Below are 16,097 nucleotides of genomic sequence, written 5' to 3'. Positions count from 1 at the left end.
GATCTGTGATACGGCTCGATGTTGCTCTCACCCTCAACCCGAATCTGATTTTATCTATCTGGCCTGACGACGACGAAGGCATAGGGTATTTGAAAGATAGCGGGGATATTCACTTGTTATCAAGTCAGGCTAAGAGAATATTGGAAACGTTAGTGGAAAAACCACTCACTGCAGCTCAAATTTATGAAGAAATGGATGATTCTATAGGCCGTAAGACCGATCAAACATTCAATAACTGCATTCCTCATTTGATAAATCTGGGCTTGATCTGCCAGAGCACTTGATGAGGGAAATGCGGTACCCGTATGATCGCTCGATTTCCCAGAGAGAACCTAATTTGCACGCTTTCCCCTCCGCTTTATCCCTGAAATTTGGACCCCTGTCGGTTTCTGTCTCATCGAATTCTTCTAAAACATTGGATTGCATAAGACAGCTGTATGCCGATTATCCGGAGAACGAGTCCGATTTTTTTGATTTTCATGTGTCGATCGATTCGGCACAGGGAATAAGGCGATGGTACAAGCCCCAGATCAATTTTTCTCTGGACGGGTTTAAACCGTTTAAACCCTTACCGGGAGATCAAGCGCTACCGTTGTTTGAATGGGGTATGAACTGGTGTGTTTCAAATCATTGTCATGACTATTTGGTTGTCCATGCCGCTGTAGTTGAAAAGCAGGGCAGGGTCCTGATGTTGTCTGCGCCTCCAGGCGCAGGGAAGAGCACACTGTGTGCTGGCTTGGTGTGTCGGGGCTGGAGGTTATTGAGCGATGAACTGGCATTAGTCAGCATGTCTGATGATGGCCTGGTACAGGTGACGCCTCTGGGGCGCCCGGTGTGCTTGAAAAATCAATCCCTTGGCGTTATAAGATCTTTTTCGCAAGATTCCAGATTTGGCCCGGTCTGCTACGACACGGTGAAGGGTGATGTTGCCCACATGCTGGCACCGAAAGAGAGTATCGACCGCAGTCAAGAGCTCGCTCAATTAAGTTGGGTTGTTTTTCCACGCTATGCACCACAGGCTAAGAGTGTTCTTTCGCCACAAGGCAAAGCCCAATCGTTGCTAAACCTGGCAAAACAATCCTTTAATCTGAATGTGTTGGGCGAAATGGGTTATCGCCTTCTGAACCAATCCATCACTCAAAGCGACTGCTATGATTTTCAATATTCCAGTCTGGACGATGCCGTCAAACTATTTGACAGCTTACTGCATGTACCTGATACAGGGAAAAATTAAAGTGACTGTTGATACATTGATGAAAGCTATGAAGGTAGGTGAGTGAATCAGATGGATTGTCTGTTGGCAGATGTTATTTCAAGCCCACACGCAGCGTGTCAGTTGAGTATGCGGCAATGGGACTTGCTCATTAGACAGGCCCGAAGGGTAGACATGCTGGCTAGACTCTACGCAAAACTTGTAGACGCCGACCTGCTGGAGTCCATACCATCTCAGCCACTGAGGCACCTCAGGTGGTCTTACATTTTAACGAAACGACACCGTCAGTCGGTTATTTTGGAAGTGGAAGAATTAGCAAGTACACTTTCGTCCTTGCAGGTACCGTTGGTTGTGTTAAAGGGCGCGGCCTACAATTGCGCCAAGCTTTCACCAGCAGACGGCAGGATATTCTCTGACATTGATATACTTCTGCCAAAATCGCTATTGCCAACAGCAGAGTCACTGCTGTTGCGTAAAGGCTGGCTGAGTGAGTGTAAAGATTCTTACGATCAGAAATATTATCGTAAGTGGATGCATGAACTTCCCCCAATGAGGCACACCAAACGATTAACGGAGTTGGATGTGCACCATGCCATTCTCCCGGAGACCGCCATTGTCTCGCCCTCAAGTCGAAGAATATTATCCCGCATTGTTGCTATTGAAGGTATGCCCAACGTCTATAGGCTCTGTAATGAAGATTTGATATTGCACAGCGCGACCCACCTGTTTTTTGATGGGGAAATGACACATGCACTGCGAGACCTTGAGGATGTCAACAGTTTGCTGAGCGCCTATTGTGAAACGGATGAAGACTGGGAGAGGTTGTTGAGTCGCGGGTTGGAATTGGAGTTAACTTATCCTTTGTATTACGCACTCTATTACTGCTCAACGTTCTTTGGGGCAGTGATACCGGAACCTGTATTGAAAAAATCTCTGGGGCTCACCAAAATGAGCCGGCGGCATCAATTGTTCATGCGGTTTGTGTTTGATCGTGGATTGTTGCCTGATCATGCCAGCTGCGCGTCCAGAGGGTCTGCACTGGCGCGCTGGTTATTGTACGTCAGATCCCATTATTTAAAGATGCCGTTTCATTTGTTGATACCCCATCTGGCGTATAAGTCAGTCGTCCTGCCCATTAAGAAACGAATGAATGAAAGTAATCCGCCCAAAACCAAAACATTGGCACAGTTGCTGGCGGAAAAGAATACCCAGGTGCAATGAGTATTCTTTAACCTGAATAAATCCAGTGGGTCTTTGAAATCAGCTGATGCTGTGAAGTGTCGTGTGTTCCATTCCAGTGCTGTCATAACTGGGGATAAGCTCTTCGTGAACCAGGCTATCCAGCACAATTTTTAGGTCCTTGGTATCGATATGATGCTTTTCATCGACCATTCCATGCAATAACAATCTACTGCAGACAAGGTTGATGATTCTTGGTATACCGCGACTGACTTGATGAATGGGGGGGAACACCTGAGGAGCAAAGCTTGGGTTGTCGTTCCAACCCACCTGTTTCAGTCGATAAAGAATATAGGCGGCGGTATCTTTTTCACTTAAGGGTTCCAGATGGCATGTGGCGACTATTCTCTGGTGCAGTTGAACCAGCTGAGGTTTGGCGATTGTCCCTCTGAGCTCGCTTTGGCCCACAAGAAAAATCTGCAGCAGTGGTTGGTTGTTATGTTGAAGATTGGTCAGCAGCCTCAGTTCTTCCAGGGCCTCTTCGGGCAGGTCCTGGGCCTCATCAATGATCAGTAACGGTCTGCGGCCTTCACTGTTCAGCTTGAGAAAATATTGCTTTAAGCTGTGAAGAATCAAAGACTTGTACTCAGTTGAAGCGTCTATCTGAAAGTTTATGGCGATCAGTCTGATCAAGTCGTCTGCTTGAACCTGTGTGCAATTCAAACTGGTGAATACCACATTTCCACCATCAAATTCGGACGTAAGATCACTGATTAAGGTTGATTTTCCGGTCCCTGGCTGGCCCGTGACCACGACGAAGCCTTCTCTTCGGTAGAGGGCATATTGCATGTAAGCTTTAGCATTTTTATAGCTAGGGTGTTTAAAGCAAAGGCGTGAATCCGGCGTGAGTCGAAACGGTTCTTCATCCAATCCATAAAATGTTTCGTACATGTGATTTCCAAATCTGTGTGTGCTAGCCAGGGGTAGTCAGGTGATGATGTTGGTAGTTATTGCTCGTGAACTTTCCACATCACAAATTCTTGCTTAATGAGGAGGCAGAAGATCATTAGAGCCATGCCAACAGTAAATATTGTCATGGTATCGTAGCTCATCATGTGAAAGTAGCCTAACATTCTCATTAGACCAGATATTCCGCACAGCAATACTCCCACAATTCCGGAGAGATTCCCGAGGGTTATAAATAGCTTTGCCATTATCACAGTCCATGTCACTGGGTGTTGTTTTGTCACGTATAAATAGGGTAGTAGATTCTCTACATTTTTACAGAAACTCAATGAAGATTGTTGTGTGACTGTAAATGGGAGATCGTCAGTGTGAAAACGTGTCGATGTCGAGGAGGCTTGGTTCGTTACAACCTTTTATTATAATCCGAACACCTGTTAATAATTAAATATGAATATATTTTCCAGCGTTGTCACTGCAATCATCATTGGGCCAAAAAAAACGGTGAACTTAAGATCTGTGTTGGCGTGTCAAAAAAAACTGACTATTGTTAGTTTCTAATCATAAAAGATATTAAATCCGGTTTTAATGAAACCAAAACAATGTTTACGTAGATTTAGTGATACTTTGGGCTATTGTAGAAATACACGACTATAATTTTTTAGGTCGGTGTATTCAAGGCTCTACTATTTTGACAAGTCAAGGAGGCAGTCAGTGTCCGGTCTTTTAAATGGTTTACGACGGTATGTTACAAACGGAACAATTATAACACTGGTAATTTTGGGTTTATCAGGATGTAGCTGGATATCCCCACAGGAGAAAGTCAGGGCACCAGAACTGAGTGAAGCCGATGTCCCGGAGTTTGACTATATAATTGGTACTGGGGATTCTCTGGAGATATTCATCTGGGGTAGTGAAGAACTGTCAACTACGGTGACTGTCAGGCCAGATGGTAAAATAACAACACGCCTCGTAGAAGATCTTCCTGCCAGCGGGCTTACTTCAACCGAGTTGGCCAGGAACATTGAAAAAGCCTATGCCAAATACGTAAAAAGCCCGGTTGTCAGTGTCATTGTCAATGGCTTTACGGGGGTTCCCACACAGCAGGTAAGGGTAGTTGGTGAGGCCACGAATCCAACCGCCATACCTTTTTCCAAGCACATGACCCTCTTGGATTTGATGATCCGGGTTGGTGGCCTAAGTGACTTCGCTGATGGTAATGACACCGTATTAATCAGACGTGTCGATGGTGAACAGACCATCTTTAGTCTAAGAGTTGATGACTTATTAAATGATGGTGATATCACAGCCAATACGACATTAATGCCTGGCGATATCATTATTATTCCAGAAGCTTGGTTTTAATTGCCCCGCGCAGAGGATTGACGGATGCAACAAGTATTTGCGCAAATCTACAGCTATTTGTTAGGTATTTGGCGCTTTAGATGGTATGGATTGGCTATTGCCTGGGTAGTGGCTATCTTAGGTTGGCTTTGGGTATGGTCGCTGCCGGTGTCGTATATGGCCACGGCAAGATTGGACGTTGATAGTAGCAGTGTGTTGAGGCCACTATTAAGGGGGTTGGCCATTCAGCCAGATGTCAACCAAAGGGTTGCTTTGATGAGCCGGACATTATTAAGCCGGCCCAATTTAGAAAAATTGATGAGGATGTCTGATCTGGATCTCAATATCACGACAGACTTGGAAAAAGAGCAGCTGCTAACGGGTTTAAAAGAGTCGATCACTCTTCAAGGTGATGCGCAAAACACGTCGCTCTATTCCTTGTCCTTTAAACACGAGGACCGAGATTCAGCGAAACGTATCGTCCAATCGCTGATCACGGTCTTTATAGAAAGTACTTTGGGTGAAAAGCGAAATGACAACTCAAGTGCACACGAATTTCTTGAGCAACAGATAGCGGATTATGCCAAACGATTATCCGAAGCCGAGGAACGTCTGGCCAATTTCAAACAGAAGAACGTTAATATGCTGCCAGGCGATTCGGGTGGTTATTATCAACGTCTGGATATGGCGAAGTCTCAGTTGCGTACTGCCGATCTTGAGCTTCGAGAGCTGGAAAATCGCAAGGAAGAACTGAATAGACAGCTGAACGGTGATGAGCCTGTCTTCTTTTCATCTTCCATTGGTGATGTCACTCGATCAACCCCGATCGATGTGCGGATTAATTCTTTAAAAACCAAATTGGATCATTTGGCGTTGACCTATACCAACCGCCATCCAGAGATGATTCAGATTAAATCAATGATTGCCTCATTAGAAGCAGAAAAGAAAATTGAATATTCGCTGGCGGCAGGGCTACAGTCTTCATCTATGAGTAATTTAACTTCCAGCCCGGTGTATCAAAATATGCGGACTATGTTGGCCGAAACAGAAGCCAAAGTTGCTGAAGTCAAAGTTCGGGTGGATGAATATAAAAAGCGGGTTAATGAACTTGAAGGAACAGTCAATAATATTCCGAACGTAGAAGTCCAGCTCCGACAGCTCGACAGAGATTATAAAGTGGTATTAGATCAGCATAATCAGTTGCTAGCCAGACGAGAATCCGCATTGCTGTCTGAAGAAGTGGAAAAAAACACGGATAACATTAAGTTCCGTGTGATTGATCCGCCATTTGTACCCTTAAAGCCTTCCGAGCCTAATAAGCTGTTGCTCAACTCGGGGGTATTGTTACTCAGTATTGTGGCAGGCCTGGCTTTCACTTTCCTGTTGTCTTTGATACGGCCAGTCTTTGTGACACGTCAGGAGCTTGGGGAAACTCTGGGGCTTCCCGTTTTTGGTTCAGTTTCAATGATTGTAGACCCCGTCAAAGCCAGGCATGAGCTCCAGGCTTCTTTGATATTTGTATCTGTGTCTGTATGTTTACTGGTCACTTTTGCCGGGGTTAATCTTGGACAAAACCTGTTTTTTTAGATGATCTAAGTGCCTAGCTACCATCGGGTCAAAAGGATGTTTCCTATATGAGCATTATCGAAAAAGCCATTAGAAAATTAGAAAAAGAGAAGGGCAGGGACACCCTTCTTAAAGAGCCGAATAACACCTCTAAGGCTAAGCCAAAATACACCGATGAAAAGCTTTCTGAGCATATGGCGGTGGACAGTAGTCACGAAGAGCAGGTATCTGCTTCAGGCTTGACATCAACGGCACCGGTTGATGATGCCAAGGTCCCCAATAATAGACCTTCTGGCCCGGAAGCCGAAAATGCGGAGCAAAAACAGTCTGTATCCAGCCAAGATAAGGTAGAGCCAGGCAACCTCAGGGGCAAGACTAAAATACATAATCTCCCGCTTAAAGAGATGACCGAAAAAGGAATTGTCACGCCTCAAAAACCGGGTAGCCATATTGCGGATGAATTCAGAGCAATAAAACGACCCATTTTAATGAACATCGATCAACAAGGCGCCAGCATTGTTCAGAATGCCAACCTGATTATGGTGACCAGCGCCTTGCCGGGTGAGGGGAAAACATTTTCAGCAATCAACCTGGCGATGAGCCTGGCGTCTGAGCAAGACAGGACAGTGTTGCTGGTCGATGCGGACGTGACCAAGGCCAATGCCGCACTGGAGCTTGGTATCAATGATGATTCTCCGGGCTTAATTGATTACCTGGAAGGTGCCGAAAAGGATTTAAGTAATGTCTTGATCCAAACCAGTATCCCTAAATTGAAAGTCCTACCTGCAGGTCATTTGCATGAAAATGCCACTGAACTTTTAGCCTCAGAAAATATGAAAAGGTTGATGCAGGAATTATCTGACCGCTACTCGGATCGAGTCATTGTTTTTGATTCTCCCCCGTTGCTGATTACCACCGAAGCCGCGGTGCTGGCCAATTTAGTTGGGCAGGTTGTGTTTGTTGTCGCGTCTGAGCAGTCTTCAAAAGAAGCTGTAGAAGACGCTATCGAATACATTGGTAATGATAAAATTATTGGGTTACTGCTTAATAAAGTCCGAAAAAGCCCGTTATCAAAAATCGGATATGGATATGGATATGGTTATGGATACGGCCAAGGCTATGGTTACGGCAATGGATACCGTGAAAAAACTCGGCAATCAAGAGCCGGAAAAGCACAAGTTGATCAACAGTGAACGTCAGGGAGTGGTTGTTCTGTTTTCCAGGTCTGTATGCGGAATATTATGTATTTCCTGGTCACTAAGTGCGTTTTCGGGACAGGTTGAAAGGGGTTATGGGCTGCACGTTAGAAAAGCCTTTACTGATAATTCATGTTTATCGCCAACTGACAAAAAGCCTGAATGGTACACAACGATTACGCCTACTTTAAATCTTAAAGGCGTTGGTGCGCGCTCCTCGTTTAGTGTTTTAGCGGCTGTCGAGGGAAATAGTTTAACTGATTACGATGGTTGCTCTTCAGTTCGTGGCGGTGACGTGCACAAAATTAGCCCAAGGCTTAAGGCCGATGGTAATGTCGATCTGTATTCAAATTTTTTATATTTGGATGGTTCTGCTTATATCGCCCAAAATGCAATAAATCCCTTTATTGCCTCTGGGGATAATGCGATAAACCGCACTGATAACATCAACACCACTTATAACTTTAACATCAGCCCCTACATACAGCACAGGTTTGGACGTGCGGCTGAGGTTTATGCGCGCTACCGATTTGATTATCAAGATAATACCGAGTCCTCGGTAGACGATAATGAACGTCACTCAGCCAATGCGTCATTAAGCAGTGTGCCTGGAACCTCAAGGCTAAGTTGGACCTTATCCGGTAATTACCAGAAGATTTATTATTCGAACGGCAACACGCAAGACGATGATTACGTAATAGCCAACGCCTATTTCCAATTGAACTATAGTTTAACCCGGAAGTGGTCAGTTTACGCCAGTACGGGTGAGGACTTTAACGATTTTGTATCTGAAGACAGTGATATTGACGGCAGTACCTGGACCGCTGGAATCAGTTGGGTGCCTACACCAAGAACCAGTATCGAAGTGGGGACGGGGAACCGGTTTTTTGGTTCAACACCGACTTTAAATATAACTCACCGGCATAAGTTTAGTGATTTTAGATTTTCCTATGACAAGATTTTAACCTTTACCAGTGATTTAAGAAATTTTGATCAGTTTTTTCAGTTTGTGGATGAAAATGGTGACCCAGTTCTAAACCCGGATGGTGAGCTTATTTTAATTAGCCAAAATCAGACCACCTTAACCAGAAGTCCGATCGTTGATGAAAGAGTGAGTGTCTCTTATAACTGGACCAGAAGAAGGACATCGGTAAGTTTGAAGGCTTCACGCTCGGATCAGCTGAGACTTGAAGATAATATCAATACCGTGTTCTCCAATTATACCGTCGGAGTTTCTCGAAAATTGAGTCAAAAACTCACGCTGAATGGGCGTTTATCCTACAGAGAGACGGACGTACCTGAGGAATATAAGGAGTTGGGTCTGGACCCGGGTCAGATCGTCCAGAATTCTGAGGTATACAGCGCATACATAGGATTTTCAAGAAACCTGGGTGTTAAAACTTCCGTTAATGCAGGGTATACCTTTGTGGACAGATCTTCAGAGCTTGCCGAAGACGAATATCAGGAGAATAGATTCACGGTTGGTATCAATATGACTTGGTAAGGACTAATGCCTTAATTGTCAGGGACGATTCTGTAAGCTGCTTTAAAGGAATCATATATGGAAGGTCAGAACCAAATTCCTATCTTGTGTGTGGTAGGCGCAAGACCAAATTTTATGAAAATCGCTCCAATCATGAGGGTGTTTAATCGGGAAGACAATAACTTCTCTGCAAAACTACTGCATACCGGCCAGCATTACGACCAGTCAATGAAAGTGTCTTTTTTTGACCAGTTGAATATCCCTGAGCCTGATATTGATCTTGGCGTTGGATCTGGAACCCATGCAGTCCAAACCGCAGAGGTCATGAAAAAATTTGAACCGGTATTGGACACAATTCAACCTAAAATGGTACTGGTAGTCGGAGACGTAAACTCCACATTGGCTTGTGCTTTGGTGGCGGTTAAAAAGGGCGTCCCTGTGATTCACGTCGAAGCGGGGCTGAGAAGTAACGATCGCTCGATGCCGGAAGAAATCAACAGGATCTTAACGGATCAAATTTCTGACCTGCTGTTCATTACCGAAGAAAGTGCCAGGCAGAACCTTGTCAAGGAAGGTGTCTGTGAGCACAAAATCCACTTTGTCGGTAACGTAATGATAGACACACTACTCCATAATCTGGAGTGTGCAACGCCGGTGGAATCAATACTGACAAATGTAAATAACAGATTTAAGGAATACGGTCTGGTAACTCTGCACCGTCCATCCAATGTGGACGACCCTAAGGTACTCAGCAGTCTGGTTGAAACACTTCTGAACATCAGTAAAGATCTAAAGCTTGTGTTTCCAGTGCATCCCAGAACACTTAAGCAGTTACAGCTTTACGATCTTCTGCAGGTGTTGGAGCAGAGCGACATTCAGATGTTACCCCCTTTGGGATATCTCGAAATGTTGGGACTGATGAGATCGGCGAAAGTAGTCCTGACGGACTCAGGCGGTATTCAAGAAGAAACTACTGCGCTTGGCGTACCTTGTATTACCCTTCGGGATTCCACAGAACGCCCCATCACCCTGACAGAGGGCACAAACGTGCTGGTGGGGTCCAATCCAAAGTGTATTCGTGAAGCCTTTGATTCAGTCATTACAACTGGCGGCAAATCCGGCAGAATCCCGGAATTTTGGGATGGTCGGGCCGCTGAGCGAATTGTCGAAGTTATTCATGAGTGGGTGCGCCAGGCAAAGATATGAAATCGCCCGATAGCAAGATTGTTGTCAATGCTATGTCTGTTGATGTTGAAGATTACTTTCAGGTCTCCGCTTTTGAACAGACCATACCACGTAGTCGATGGGACTCTATGCCCTGTCATGTTGAGGCCAATGTAGAACGGTTGTTGGCTTTGTTCGAACAATACAGCGTCAAGGCAACCTTTTTTACTTTGGGGTGGGTCGCCGAACGGTACCCATTGCTGATAAAAACCCTGGTTGAACACGGTCATGAAGTTGCCAGTCACGGCTGGGAGCACACACGAGTGGTGCACCAATCCCCTGATCAATTTCGTCAAGACGTGGTTAAAGCCAAAGAATTGTTAGAAGACCTTTCAGGACAACCCGTGAGGGGATATAGGGCTGCAAGTTATTCCATCAATAGCACCAACTTATGGGCTTTAGACGTATTGTCAGAAGTTGGTTACGAATACAGTTCCAGCGTTGTGCCAATAAAACACGACCTTTATGGCATGCCGGAGGCTTCCCGGTTTCCTTTTCGCACGGAATCCAGAGGATTTCTGGAAATTCCTATCTCTACCATTTCAGTAGCTGGCCGTAATATTAATTGTGGTGGCGGGGGCTGGTTTCGTTTGTTTCCTTATGCCTTCAGTCGTTGGGCCATTCAGTCCGTCAATGACAATGAAAATCAGCCCTGTATTTTTTATTTTCACCCTTGGGAAATTGACGAGCAGCAACCTAGGGTGGCTGGTATCAATGTTAAGACTCGGTTTAGGCATTATGTGAACATTCATAAAATGTATGGCCGCATTGAACGATTACTGAATGACTTTAACTGGGACAGAATGGACCGTATTTTTCTTTCACAAGCATGTGAAGCGATAGAAGGTCCGGAGGCAGTATCGTGTTACTGACGTTACATTATTTGCAAAAAGACGAATTCGATCACTGGGATAACTTTGTGATGAGTTCTGATAAGGCCACTTTTTTCCATAGGGCTGGTTGGAAGACGGTGCTGGAATCAGCGTTTGGTCACAAGGCTTATTATATTTATGTGAAATTCAACAATCGGGTAGTCGGAATATTACCGTTAGGTCATATCAAAAGCCTGATTTTCGGCAATTCATTGGTATCCACTCCGTTCTGTGTTTATGGGGGAATTATTGCTGAAACCGCCGAAGTTGAAGCAATGTTACGCAATGAGGCCTGTGAGTTAGCCAAGCGGTTGAATGTGAATGGTCTCGAATTGCGAAATTTATCCAAATCCGATACCGGATGGCCCACAAAGGACCTCTACGTTACATTTCGCAAAGTCATCGACACTGATCATGATGTGAACATGAAGTCAATTCCGAACAAACAGAGAGCGGTTGTAAGGAAGGGCATAAAAGCAGGATTGACCAGTGACGAAGGCTGGCACGGGGAGGATATCTATAAGGTCTATGCCGAGAGTGTTCGGGATTTGGGAACACCGGTGTTCCCGGCCAAATATTTTCGAATTTTACGGCAGGTGTTTGGCGATGATTGTCGGTCGTTAATGATTCGACATGAGGGCAAAGATGTTTCCGGTGTCTTGAGCTTCTATTTCAAGGATCAGGTGTTGCCCTATTATGCCGGTAGTACAGCCGCATCCAGAGGGCTATACGCGCATGGCTTTATGTATTGGGAACTTATGAGAAATGCCTGTGATCAAGGTGTCAGAGTGTTTGATTATGGTCGCAGCAAGGTGGATACCGGCTCATACAGCTTTAAGAAAAATTGGGGATTTACGCCTGAACCCTTACATTACGAGTATTATTTGGTCAAATCCGAGACAATACCTGAAGTCAATCCCGCCAATCCAAAATATCAGGTATTCATCAAAGCCTGGAAGAAGTTGCCGTTACCTATGGCTAACACTTTCGGTCCATGGTTAGCCAGGAGCCTTGGTTAGATGCCAGCATCTATCAGCAAACCTGCATTGTTATTCCTTTGCCACAGAATCCCTTTCCCACCCGATAAGGGGGATAAGATACGTTCATACCATTTGCTGAAATATTTATCCAATCGGTACCGTGTTTTTCTGGGATGTTTTATAGATGACAACGATGATAAAAAATACATTCATGAAGTAGAGAGCTATTGTGAAGATGCTATTTTTATATCGATCAACCCTCTGCTATGCAGATTAAAAAGTATCAAGGGAATATTCACGGGGGATCCGATGACTCTCCCGTATTACGCCAACAGAGAGATGGCTGCCTGGGTGAAAAGTACGGTTAAAAAATATGACATTCAGTTAAGCGTCGCATTTTCCTCGTCGATGGCCCAATACTTTCAAAAACATGAGAGTGGTAAGATTGTGGTTGATTTTGTCGATGTGGACTCGGATAAATGGCGTCAGTATTCGAAGTCTAAAGTATATCCACTGAATTACCTCTACCGAAGAGAAGCTGATCAGCTTCTCAAGTTTGAAAAAAATATTGTCAGTATATCCGATAAAAGTTTCCTGGTTTCCAGCGCAGAAGCTGCTTTGTTCAAACGTTTGGTGGGTGACTATTCGAACAAGATTGGTTTTTATAACAATGGCGTAGACGCGAGTTACTTTAATCCTCATCAATGGTATCAAGACCCCTATCGTGAGTCGTCTCCTGTATTGGTTTTTACGGGAGCCATGGATTACTGGCCTAATGTGGATGCTGTGGCTTGGTTCTCGAGAGAGGTATTTCCTGAATTACAAAAGTTACGTTCAAATCTCAAGTTTTATATCGTCGGTCGTAACCCCACGCGTTCGGTGCTGAGGCTTAACAAGCTTGAGGGTATCACCGTTACCGGCAGAGTTGACGATATAAGACCATATCTTAAATACGCCACAGCTGTTGTTGCACCGCTAAGAATTGCCAGAGGGGTGCAAAATAAAATACTCGAGGCCATGGCGATGGAAAAAATTGTTTTGGCCAGCGACGCTGGACTTGAAGGCATTGACGCTGAATTGGGGATGGAGGTTTTGTTGACAAACACGGTGGAAGATTACTGTGAATTTCTTCCGAAAATACTCCAGCACAATTGCTCATTCATTGGTGAGGCTGCACGTCAAAGAGTCGTGCACGATTTTAATTGGGAGCATACCCTGCCAAAAGTAGGAGCCTCTCTGGAGGGGAATGTGAGACGGGAGCTTGAGCATGATTGATATGGTTGTCTCTCCCACGCACTGGAGCAAACGTTGGCATATCACCTGGATTCAACTCGGTGTGTACCTGGCGTCTCTATTGGTGTTGTACTGGTCGACGATCCTGTCCATGGTAAAAATATGGCAAAGGTCTGAAACCTTTGCTCATGGATTTATTATCGCACCCATCTCGATCTGGCTGGTATGGCGTTTACGAAATCAGTTAAAAGCACTTGTTCCCAAGGTGGAGCCTTTGTTTATCATACCGATGGGTTTGGTTGGTGGGCTTTGGCTTCTGGGGTATCTCGGAGATGTGTTGGTCGTCCAACAATTGACGTTTGTACTGCTCTTGATATTTGGTGTGTGCGCTCTTTTGGGATTTGAAATCAGTAAGTTATTGTCATTTCCTCTCTTTTTCTTGCTTTTCATGGTGCCTATGGGAGAGAGCCTGGTCCCTAAGATGATGGAGTTTACCGCCTCATCGACGGTATGGCTGATTAATCTGGTGAATATTCCTGTGTACAGAGAAGGTTTGCTGTTTCATTTGCCCTCTGGGAGTTGGTCCGTCGTTGAAGCCTGTAGTGGTGTCAGGTACCTAATAGCTTCAATCACACTCGGTTTTCTATATGGCTACCTAACATATCGTTCACTGTCAAAACGCTTTATCTTTATTCTGGTGTCAATTGTTGTCCCTATATTGGCCAACAGTGTACGGGCTTTCCTCATTGTCATGATTGGCCATGCCAGTGGTATGACGCTGGCTGTTGGAGCAGACCATCTGATTTACGGCTGGGCGTTTTTTGGTTTAGTGATTTTTCTGATGTTTCTGATTGGGAGTTTTTTTGCAGATAACACGGCCGATGAGAATACTGAGAGCACCGAATTTGAAAGTAAAGGTCGTGAAAATATCGAGTCAGATGAACTCCCCGGTGTTAAAACCTACAGCGTGGTTTTCTGCATCCTGTTGTTCTCTTTTGTGTGGCCGTTAATGATCAAGATTTTACCGGAGTTGCAATCAGAAACATCAAAATTGGTGTTGATCAATCCTTCAGCGCCACCGGGCTGGAACAGTAAAACGGACCCAAATTGGCAGTGGCATCCTATTACTCAGGGAACCGACTTTATTCACCGAAGCTTTTATGAAAACGATCATGGCACAGTTGGTCTGTTTATCAACCAATACATTAACCAGGTGCAAGGGAATGAATTGGTCAACAGCCTCGATAAATGGGTTGTGCCAGAGGTCAAGGGTTGGCAGCTCATTGAGCAGAAAACCACAGATATCAAGATCTACGGGAGAGATTTGAAGGTTGAGCAAGCCAGATTAAAATCGCTCAGTTCAGAGTTTCTGGTGTGGCGCTGGTACCGTATTGGGCAATATAACACCGCCAATCCCTATTTGGCCAAGGGCCTGGAAGTCATCTCAAAATTAAGTCCCCACGCCTCGGTGTCCGCTAGAATTTACGTGGTCACTCCCATCGTTGAGTCCATTGATAATTCGATGACCTATATGCAATCCTTTATCGATAATTTGTCACCAGAGCTGGAAGTGGCATTGAATGCGAATAAGGAGATGATGTGAAAACACCACCTCTGATAGCCCATATCGTCTACAAGCTCGATACTGGTGGTTTAGAAAATGGGTTGGTCAATATTATTAATCGTATGCCAGCGAATCAGTTTCGGCATATGGTCATTTGTTTAACGGATAAAGGCAGATTTTCGGAGCGAATAAACGATAATACGATCCCCATCATTGAATTGCACAAACCCCCCGGAAATTCACTGACAACCTTGTTTCAGTTGCGTAAAGTTTTGCTGCAACATAAGCCAGACATCGTGCACAGCCGTAATCTGGCCGCTCTAGAAGCTCAGTGGGTTACCCTGTTGATACCCGGCGTTAAAAGGGTTCACAGTGAACACGGTCGTGATGTTGGTGATCTGCACGGGACCTACTGGAAGTACAATTTATTGAGGAAGTTAAGCCGGCCCTTAATTTCACATTACGTGGCCGTCAGTCAGGATCTCAAACAATGGCTTATCGATACCATTGGGGCTAACGACAACAAAGTGAGTCAAATCTACAACGGTGTCGATCTAAAAGCCTTTAACGGGGTTAATTCAGGGGCAGGGAATCCCAGTCTCATTCAGGAAGTGTCTGAGCAGCTTAATCTTGGCACTGAGGCCAATCTGAGCAAAAAAAGCCCCGTCGTCATTGGTACGGTGGGCCGATTAACCGCGGTAAAGGATCAGAAAACATTACTTCAGGCGGTCGCGTCGGCGCGTGCTTTGGATGCCGATTTGGGTAACAGGCTCCGATTAATGATTGTGGGAGATGGGGTTCTTAAAGAAGAGTTAATGGCGTTGTCTCAATCACTTCACATTGATGATATCACCTGGTTTGCAGGCGATCGGAACGATGTGGCGAACTTGTTGCAAACGCTTGATATCTTTGTACTGCCATCTTTGATGGAGGGTATATCAAATACTTTGTTAGAAGCGATGGCCAGTAACTTGCCGGTGATTGCTACACAAGTAGGGGGTACCCCAGAAATAATCAACAATAATGTTCAGGGGATTTTGATCAGCCCTCAGGATGTTGACGCCCTGACGGAATCGATTCTTGATTTGGCCAGGCATTCGGACAAGCGGATGATGCTAAGTGCGCAAGGCCGAAAAACCGTAGAAAAGTATTTTACCTGGGATAACACCATTGATGCTTATAGCCAGGTTTACAGTTCTGTTTTGTCTCAGGGCAGGGAAAAATTTGCCCATGGAAGTCTTTAACGCTCTGTGGGCGTGACTTTTTAGTCTGCCAATCCG

The 16,097-nt window shown here is 45.0% G+C and carries 14 protein-coding genes; 13 read left to right on the top strand and 1 reads right to left on the bottom strand.

The annotated features are described in order from the left end of the window. Positions 1 to 5 precede the first annotated feature (5 nt). From G8770_RS04000 to G8770_RS03990, 3 genes are read left to right on the top strand one after another with little or no spacing between them, the layout of a single operon-like run. On the top strand, positions 6 to 284 hold the full coding sequence (locus G8770_RS04000; RefSeq protein WP_167181980.1) for a hypothetical protein: 279 nt from the start codon (positions 6 to 8) through the stop codon (positions 282 to 284). A gap of 53 nt (positions 285 to 337) precedes the next feature. Continuing rightward, positions 338 to 1,234: an HprK-related kinase A gene (locus G8770_RS03995; RefSeq protein ID WP_208022031.1), complete on the top strand. Its 897-nt coding sequence runs from the start codon at positions 338 to 340 to the stop codon at positions 1,232 to 1,234. Positions 1,235 to 1,285: 51 nt separating this feature from the next. Beyond that, positions 1,286 to 2,434, top strand: a complete 1,149-nt coding sequence (locus G8770_RS03990) for a nucleotidyltransferase domain-containing protein (protein ID WP_341771074.1) — start codon at positions 1,286 to 1,288, stop codon at positions 2,432 to 2,434. A gap of 39 nt (positions 2,435 to 2,473) precedes the next feature. Here G8770_RS03990 and G8770_RS03985 read toward each other — a convergent pair whose 3' ends face one another. Next, on the bottom strand, positions 2,474 to 3,343 hold the full coding sequence (locus G8770_RS03985) for an ExeA family protein (protein WP_167181974.1): 870 nt from the start codon (positions 3,341 to 3,343) through the stop codon (positions 2,474 to 2,476). Positions 3,344 to 4,069: 726 nt separating this feature from the next. Between G8770_RS03985 and G8770_RS03980 the strand changes: the two genes are divergently transcribed. Genes G8770_RS03980 through G8770_RS03935 form a run of 10 tightly spaced genes read left to right on the top strand, consistent with a single transcriptional unit; the run spans position 4,070 to position 16,061 of the window. Then, positions 4,070 to 4,720, top strand: coding sequence for an XrtA/PEP-CTERM system exopolysaccharide export protein (locus tag G8770_RS03980; RefSeq protein WP_341771067.1), 651 nt, complete (start codon positions 4,070 to 4,072; stop codon positions 4,718 to 4,720). A gap of 24 nt (positions 4,721 to 4,744) precedes the next feature. Beyond that, the gene (locus tag G8770_RS03975; RefSeq protein WP_167181972.1) at positions 4,745 to 6,286 is read left to right on the top strand and encodes an XrtA system polysaccharide chain length determinant; all 1,542 of its coding nucleotides are present in this window, start codon (positions 4,745 to 4,747) and stop codon (positions 6,284 to 6,286) included. Between the two features lie 47 nt (positions 6,287 to 6,333). Continuing rightward, positions 6,334 to 7,458 carry an XrtA-associated tyrosine autokinase gene (locus G8770_RS03970; RefSeq protein ID WP_208022030.1) on the top strand — a complete coding sequence of 375 codons (1,125 nt, stop codon included), beginning with the start codon at positions 6,334 to 6,336 and terminating at the stop codon, positions 7,456 to 7,458. Next, positions 7,367 to 8,965 carry a TIGR03016 family PEP-CTERM system-associated outer membrane protein gene (locus G8770_RS03965; RefSeq protein ID WP_167181970.1) on the top strand — a complete coding sequence of 533 codons (1,599 nt, stop codon included), beginning with the start codon at positions 7,367 to 7,369 and terminating at the stop codon, positions 8,963 to 8,965. The genes G8770_RS03970 and G8770_RS03965 overlap by 92 nt, the downstream gene beginning before the upstream one ends. 57 nt (positions 8,966 to 9,022) lie before the next feature. After that, entirely contained in the window at positions 9,023 to 10,150 is a 1,128-nt protein-coding gene (gene wecB / locus G8770_RS03960) for a non-hydrolyzing UDP-N-acetylglucosamine 2-epimerase (RefSeq protein WP_167181968.1), read from the top strand. Then, positions 10,147 to 11,040 carry an XrtA system polysaccharide deacetylase gene (locus G8770_RS03955; RefSeq protein WP_167181966.1) on the top strand — a complete coding sequence of 298 codons (894 nt, stop codon included), beginning with the start codon at positions 10,147 to 10,149 and terminating at the stop codon, positions 11,038 to 11,040. The genes wecB and G8770_RS03955 overlap by 4 nt, the downstream gene beginning before the upstream one ends. Then, entirely contained in the window at positions 11,031 to 12,059 is a 1,029-nt protein-coding gene (locus tag G8770_RS03950; protein ID WP_167181965.1) for a FemAB family XrtA/PEP-CTERM system-associated protein, read from the top strand. The genes G8770_RS03955 and G8770_RS03950 overlap by 10 nt, the downstream gene beginning before the upstream one ends. Then, on the top strand, positions 12,060 to 13,295 hold the full coding sequence (locus G8770_RS03945) for a TIGR03087 family PEP-CTERM/XrtA system glycosyltransferase (RefSeq protein WP_167181963.1): 1,236 nt from the start codon (positions 12,060 to 12,062) through the stop codon (positions 13,293 to 13,295). Beyond that, positions 13,288 to 14,856 carry an exosortase A gene (xrtA, locus tag G8770_RS03940; protein WP_167181961.1) on the top strand — a complete coding sequence of 523 codons (1,569 nt, stop codon included), beginning with the start codon at positions 13,288 to 13,290 and terminating at the stop codon, positions 14,854 to 14,856. Before G8770_RS03945 ends, xrtA begins: the two co-directional genes overlap by 8 nt. Next, positions 14,853 to 16,061: a TIGR03088 family PEP-CTERM/XrtA system glycosyltransferase gene (locus G8770_RS03935; RefSeq protein WP_167181959.1), complete on the top strand. Its 1,209-nt coding sequence runs from the start codon at positions 14,853 to 14,855 to the stop codon at positions 16,059 to 16,061. Before xrtA ends, G8770_RS03935 begins: the two co-directional genes overlap by 4 nt. Positions 16,062 to 16,097: the final 36 nt, after the last annotated feature.

The sequence above is a fragment of the Pseudomaricurvus hydrocarbonicus genome (assembly GCF_011602365.1).
In the GTDB taxonomy this organism is placed as follows: domain Bacteria; phylum Pseudomonadota; class Gammaproteobacteria; order Pseudomonadales; family Cellvibrionaceae; genus Pseudomaricurvus; species Pseudomaricurvus hydrocarbonicus.
This window is presented reverse-complemented; position numbering and strand designations above follow the sequence as displayed.

What these genes read in the sequence shown, in the direction of transcription:
- G8770_RS03975 (WP_167181972.1), top strand. Translation starts at nt 4,745, where the DNA reads ATGCAACAAGTATTTGCGCAAATCTACAGCTATTTGTTAGGTATTTGG.
- xrtA (WP_167181961.1), top strand. Translation starts at nt 13,288, where the DNA reads ATGATTGATATGGTTGTCTCTCCCACGCACTGGAGCAAACGTTGGCAT.
- wecB (WP_167181968.1), top strand. Translation starts at nt 9,023, where the DNA reads ATGGAAGGTCAGAACCAAATTCCTATCTTGTGTGTGGTAGGCGCAAGA.
- G8770_RS03945 (WP_167181963.1), top strand. Translation starts at nt 12,060, where the DNA reads ATGCCAGCATCTATCAGCAAACCTGCATTGTTATTCCTTTGCCACAGA.
- G8770_RS03965 (WP_167181970.1), top strand. Translation starts at nt 7,367, where the DNA reads ATGGATACGGCCAAGGCTATGGTTACGGCAATGGATACCGTGAAAAAA.
- G8770_RS03985 (WP_167181974.1), bottom strand. Translation starts at nt 3,343, where the DNA reads ATGTACGAAACATTTTATGGATTGGATGAAGAACCGTTTCGACTCACG.
- G8770_RS03990 (WP_341771074.1), top strand. Translation starts at nt 1,286, where the DNA reads ATGGATTGTCTGTTGGCAGATGTTATTTCAAGCCCACACGCAGCGTGT.
- G8770_RS03970 (WP_208022030.1), top strand. Translation starts at nt 6,334, where the DNA reads ATGAGCATTATCGAAAAAGCCATTAGAAAATTAGAAAAAGAGAAGGGC.
- G8770_RS03955 (WP_167181966.1), top strand. Translation starts at nt 10,147, where the DNA reads ATGAAATCGCCCGATAGCAAGATTGTTGTCAATGCTATGTCTGTTGAT.